The sequence below is a fragment of the Aeromonas sp. R1-1 genome (genome assembly GCF_040908495.1).
Taxonomy (GTDB): Bacteria; Pseudomonadota; Gammaproteobacteria; order Enterobacterales; family Aeromonadaceae; genus Aeromonas; species Aeromonas veronii.
In genome coordinates this window covers 1-5803 of sequence record NZ_JBFODV010000105.1, presented here as the reverse complement: position 1 = coordinate 5803, position 5803 = coordinate 1, and the positions used below count along the sequence as shown (strand labels likewise).

General features: G+C 61.9%; 4 protein-coding genes. All 4 read left to right on the top strand.

Going from position 1 to position 5803, the window contains the following annotated elements; all coding sequences use genetic code 11:
- Nucleotides 1–455 precede the first annotated feature (455 nt).
- Entirely contained in the window at nt 456–1757 is a 1302-nt protein-coding gene (locus tag AB5Y92_RS06375; protein ID WP_233716120.1) for an NCS2 family permease, read from the top strand.
- 376 nt (nt 1758–2133) lie between these two features.
- Entirely contained in the window at nt 2134–4452 is a 2319-nt protein-coding gene (gene xdhA / locus AB5Y92_RS06370) for a xanthine dehydrogenase molybdenum-binding subunit XdhA (protein ID WP_368226001.1), read from the top strand.
- Nucleotides 4445–5323, top strand: coding sequence for a xanthine dehydrogenase FAD-binding subunit XdhB (xdhB, locus tag AB5Y92_RS06365; protein ID WP_368225998.1), 879 nt, complete (start codon nt 4445–4447; stop codon nt 5321–5323). Before xdhA ends, xdhB begins: the two co-directional genes overlap by 8 nt.
- On the top strand, nt 5320–5803 hold a 484-nt coding region (xdhC, locus tag AB5Y92_RS06360; protein ID WP_021230037.1), incomplete at its 3' end, for a xanthine dehydrogenase iron sulfur-binding subunit XdhC. The genes xdhB and xdhC, both read left to right, overlap by 4 nt.

Below are 5803 nucleotides of genomic sequence, written 5' to 3'. Positions count from 1 at the left end.
ATGACAGATCCATCTACCGCACCTATGTGGATGGCCAACTGGTGCATGAACGGGGGTAGGGGCTGGAGTGGGCTGCCGCGGGCAGCCCCAACGAATACGGCGGCTGGCGTGCCCCACAGGGGCGCCAGTCTTGCCGCACCACAGGGGATCTCCCCGCATAGAACGTGAAATGGCCCGGTTTTTTTGACCAGCAAGGCAAACGTTTGAGTCAAGGCTGCCAGCCCTGGTCTGTCTGTCGCATCCTCTGCCGCCATCGTCTGTTTCTCATCAGACTGGCGCTCGGCAGACCCGCAGATCCTGTCGCCATTTCGTCATGGAACATTCAGGCGCGTGTGAAGGAGTTGGGTATGACCCAAGCAAACAGCAGGACAAACAGCGTGGAACAGCTGGCCAATGATGACGCCAGCCAGAGCGCAGCAAAGCAACAGCCGCTCACGGCTCTTGATCGCTACTTTATGATCAGCGAGCGGGGCAGCAACGTCAGACAGGAGGTGCTGGCGGGCCTCACCACCTTCCTTGCCATGGTCTACTCGGTGATCGTGGTGCCGAGCATGCTCGGCAAGGCGGGCTTTCCCCCCGGCGCTGTGTTTGTCGCCACCTGTCTGGTGGCGGGGTTCGGTTCGCTCTTGATGGGGCTCTGGGCCAAGTTGCCTATGGCCATCGGCTGCGCTATTTCCCTCACGGCGTTTACTGCATTCAGTCTGGTGCTGGGGCAGCAGATCCCCATTCCGGTGGCGTTGGGGGCCGTCTTCCTGATGGGGGTGCTGTTTACCGCCATCTCGGTGACCGGGGTGCGTAGCTGGATCCTCGATAACCTGCCGATGGGAATTGCCCACGGCACCGGCATCGGGATCGGTCTCTTCCTGCTGCTTATCGCCGCCAACGGGGTGGGGCTGGTGATCAAGAACCCGCTGGAGGGGCTGCCGGTGGCGCTGGGGGCCTTTACCTCCATGCCGGTCATTATGTCCCTGATCGGTCTTGCGGTGATCTTCGGGCTGGAGAAGCTGAGAGTACCGGGGGGGATCCTGCTGGTGATCATCGCCATCTCCATCTTCGGCCTGATTTTCGATCCGGCGGTGAAGTATCAGGGACTGTTCGCCCTGCCGAGCCTCTCGGACGATCAGGGCAAGTCCCTCATCTTCAGTCTGGATATCATGGGGGCCCTCTCGCCGCTGGTGCTGCCCAGCGTGCTGGCGCTGGTGATGACGGCGGTATTCGATGCCACCGGCACCATCCGCGCCGTGGCGGGGCAGGCCAACCTGCTGGATAAGGATGGTCACATCATCAACAGCGGCAAGGCGCTCAGTGCCGACTCGGTCAGCAGCATCTTCTCCAGTCTGGTGGGGGCGGCCCCCGCTGCCGTCTATATCGAATCGGCCGCGGGCACGGCGGCGGGGGGCAAAACCGGCCTCACCGCGACCGTGGTCGGTGGCCTGTTCCTGCTGATGCTGTTCCTCTCGCCGCTCTCCTATCTGGTGCCCGCCTATGCCACCGCGCCAGCCCTGATGTATGTGGGGCTCTTGATGCTGAGCAACGTCACCAAACTCGATTTCGATGACTTTGTCGGGGCCATGTCCGGGCTGGTGTGCGCGGTATTTATTGTGCTCACCTGCAATATCGTCACCGGCATCATGCTCGGCTTCAGCTCGCTGGTGATCGGCCGCATCTGCTCGAAGGAGTGGCACAAGCTCAACACGGGCACCGTCATCATCGCCCTGGCGCTGGTGATTTTCTATGCTGGGGGGTGGGCTATTTAGGGATAACCCGCCCGTTTGGGGCCGCACTGGCGGCCCCATTTTTATGCCTGTTATTTTTAGCCCGCTCATGCTGACTATCACGTCTCGGCCGTCTCCGCAGTTGGGGGGGGCATCGCGATACCATTTTGATAAATCCTCCTACCAGATTGATAGGCTCCCATCTTTGCTCTCCTCGCTCTGCCGCTTTTTTCACCGCAGATGTGCCCCGTTTGCTCAGGGGCTGCCCTTGGCTTGTCGCTGCGAGCCAACAAAAGCGGGCTAGATGGGATCCCCTTCACACTTCTCCCCATTGTCCTGACGATGGCGGGAAACAGGCGCATATCTTGCTGTTTTTTATGCCGGTTCCAGATTTTTCCATTCGAAAAAGGACTTGCATATGTCCATAGGATTACCGCTCAAGCGGGTGGATGCCGAGGCCAAGGTGACCGGCAGCGCCCGCTATACCGATGACAACATCATGCTCGGGATGCGCCACGCCAAGTACGTGCGCAGCAATATTGCCCACGGCAAGGTGCTCGCCATCGATGCGGCCGAAGCGCTGGCCCTGCACGGGGTCGAAGCCGTGTTTACCCATGAAGATGTCCCCACCACCTGTTTTCGCACCGCCGGTCACGCCTGGTCCCTCGATGAGGCGAAACGGGACGTGAAAGACAGGCGCCTGCTCACCGACCATGTGCGCCACTTCGGCGATGGGGTGGCAATCGTAGTGGCCCGCGATCCGCTGGTGGCCGAGAAGGCTGCCGCCCTGGTCAAGGTGACTTACGAGCCGCTGCCGGTGATGACGGATGCCCAAAGCGCGCTGGCCGACGATGCCTATCCCATTCACCCGAGTGGCAACCTGCTGCGCCAAAGCCAGCTTCGCGCCAATGATCCGGAACAGGCAATCGCAGCAGCGGATCTGCAGTTCAAGGCGCACTATCAGACGCCGGTGGTACAGCATTGCCATCTGGAGACGGTGACCTGCTACGCCTATATGGATCAGCCGGACCACATCATCGTGGTCAGCAGTACCCAGATCCCCCAGATAGTGCGCAGCCGGGTGGCCAAATCTCTCGGCCTGCCCTGGTCGAGCGTGCGGGTGATCAAACCCTATATGGGCGGCGGCTTTGGCAACAAGCAGGATGTGCTGGAAGAGCCGATGGCGGCGTTTCTGAGCTACAAACTCGGCGGCGTGCCGGTCAAGGTGACCTTGAGCCGGGAGGAGTGTTTTTTTGCCTCCCGCACCCGCCACGGCTTTGCCATCGATGGCAAGATTGGCCTCAACCGCGACGGCACCCTCAAGGGCTATCAGCTCGACGTGCTCTCCAACACCGGCGGCTATGCCTCTCACGGCCACTCCATCGCCAGCGCCGGGGGCAACAAGATCAGCTACCTCTATCCGCGCAGCGCCTTCGGTTATGACGCCAAGACCTTCTACAGCAACCTGCCCACCGCTGGTGCCATGCGCGGTTACGGCGCGCCCCAGGTGATTTTTGCCCTCGAGTGCATGCTGGATGATGCCTGCGCCGAACTGGGGCTGGATCCGCTCGATGTGCGGATCACCAACGTGGCGCGCGAGGGGGATGTCAATCAGGTCAACCAGAAGACCATCTACAGCGCCGGGTTGCCGGACTGCCTGATCCGTGGTCGCGAGATGTTCGAGTGGGATCGGCTCAAGGCAGAGTGTCTGGGGCAGGATCCGGCGAGCCGGGTGCGCCGTGGCATCGGGGTAGCGTGCTTTAGCTACGGCTCCAACACCTATCCGGTGGGGGTCGAAATTGCCGGTGCCCGCATGCTGCTCAATCAGGATGGCACCGTCAATCTGCAGATCGGTGCCACCGAGATAGGGCAGGGGTCGGACACCGTCTTTGCCCAGATGGCGGCCCAGACGTTGGGCATTCCGTTTGAGCAGATCCGGGTCATCTCGACTCAGGATACCGACATCACCGCCTATGATCCTGGCTCGTTCGCTTCGCGCCAGAGTTATGTGGCGGCCCCCGCCATCCATCAGGCGGCGCTGCAGTTGCGGGCCCGCATTTTGTCGCTGGCGGCCCAACTCTGCCATCAGGATGTAGGGTCGCTGACCCTGATCGACGGCTACGTGGTGCTGGCTGGCGCACCGGACAAGGTACTGATCAGCGTCGCCGAAGTGTCGGTCAACGCCTACTACCACCTCACTATCGGCGGTCAGATCACCTCCGAGGTCTCCCACAAGACCACCACCAACCCGCCCAGTTTCGGATGCACGTTTGTCGATCTCAGCGTTGATATCGATCTCTGCAAGGTGACCATCAATCGCATCATCAACCTGCACGATGCAGGCAAGATCCTCAATCCGCAGCTGGCAGAGGGGCAGGTGCACGGCGGCATGGGGATGGGGATCGGCTGGTCGCTGTTCGAGGAGATGATCATCGACCCGAAAACCGGCGTGGTACGCAACCCCAACCTGCTCGACTACAAGTTCCCCACCATGCTGGATTTGCCAGAGCTTGAGTGCGACTTCGTGCAGACCTATGAGCCCCAGTCGGTCTATGGCCACAAATCACTGGGGGAACCGCCCATCATCTCGCCGGGCCCAGCGATCCGTAACGCCATCCGCATGGCGACTGGGGTCGCCATCAACGAGCTGCCTATCACCCCCAAGACCCTGTTTCGGGAGTTTGTCGCGGCGGGTCTGATTGGCGAGGGAGCAGGGGAGGAGCAACACCATGTTTGATATTGCCCGTTACTACAAGGCGCACAGTGTCGCCGAGGCAGTCGCCCTGCGTCAGGCTGACCCCGAGGCGCGCCTCTTGGCCGGTGGCACCGATGTGATGATCCAGCTTCATCACCTCAACGCCGCCTATCGCCATATTGTCGATATTCACGACTTGCCCGAACTCAAAGGGGTGAGCGAGTTGCCGGACGGATCGATCCGTATCGGCTCCGGCACCACCTTTACCGAGCTGATTGAAAACGAGCTGGTGCAGCGCCGCCTGCCGATGCTGGCTGAAGCGGCCGCCACCATTGCAGGGCCGCAGATCCGCAACGTCGCCACCTATGGCGGCAATATCTGCAACGGCGCTACCAGTGCCGACTCGGCGGCGCCAACAGTGGCGCTGGAAGCGGAGCTGGAAATCGCCGGGCCCAATGGCACGCGCCGCATCCCCATCGCCGGATTTCACACCGGCCCCGGCAAGGTGGCGCTGCAACCGGCGGAGATCCTGGTGGCATACCACTTTGCCCCTGATCACCATCTCCATGTGGGATCCCACTACTTCAAGTACGCCATGCGTGGGGCCATGGATATTGCCACCATCGGCTGCGCCGCTTACTGCCAGATTGAGAATGGCCACTTCAAGGGGCTGCGGCTGGCCTACGGGGTGGCGGCCCCGACCCCGATCCGAACGCCGCATGCGGAGGCTGCAGCTGAAGGGCAACCCCTGAATCGCGCCACACTGGCCGCGATTGCCGAGGCGGTGGTGGCCGATGTGGCGCCGCGCTCCTCCTGGCGGGCGGAGAAGGAGTTTCGCCTGCACCTTATCAAAACCCTGGCGCAGCGGGTGGTCGCCTGCGCAGTCGAACGTGCCGGAGGCAAGATCCTATGATGCAACCACAAAGCTGTCCCGCCGTGGAGATCCAGTGCGAGATCAACGGCAAGCCTTACTCCTATGCTGTGCCGCCCACCATGTCGCTGCTCCACTTCCTGCGCGGGCAGGGGCTTATCAGTGTGAAAGAGGGGTGCAGCGTCGGTGAGTGCGGCGCCTGTACCGTGCGGGTGAATGGCACTGCCATCGACAGCTGCCTCTATCTGGCGGTCTGGGCCGATGGCAAATCCATTCGCACCGTGGAGGGGGAGCGCAAAGGCAATGAGCTTTCCGATGTGCAGCAGGCCTTTATCGACGAGGGGGCGGTACAGTGCGGTTTTTGTACCCCGGGCCTCGTGATGGCGAGCGCCGCCCTGCTCGACAAGACCGAACGTCGTCCGCTGACCGATGCGGAGATCCGCCGCGGGCTGTCGGGCAACCTCTGCCGCTGTACCGGTTATCAGAACGTGGTGCGGGCGGTGAAGAAGTGCTGCAAGGGGT

What these genes read in the sequence shown, in the direction of transcription:
- xdhA (WP_368226001.1), top strand. Translation starts at nt 2,134, where the DNA reads ATGTCCATAGGATTACCGCTCAAGCGGGTGGATGCCGAGGCCAAGGTG.
- AB5Y92_RS06375 (WP_233716120.1), top strand. Translation starts at nt 456, where the DNA reads ATGATCAGCGAGCGGGGCAGCAACGTCAGACAGGAGGTGCTGGCGGGC.
- xdhB (WP_368225998.1), top strand. Translation starts at nt 4,445, where the DNA reads ATGTTTGATATTGCCCGTTACTACAAGGCGCACAGTGTCGCCGAGGCA.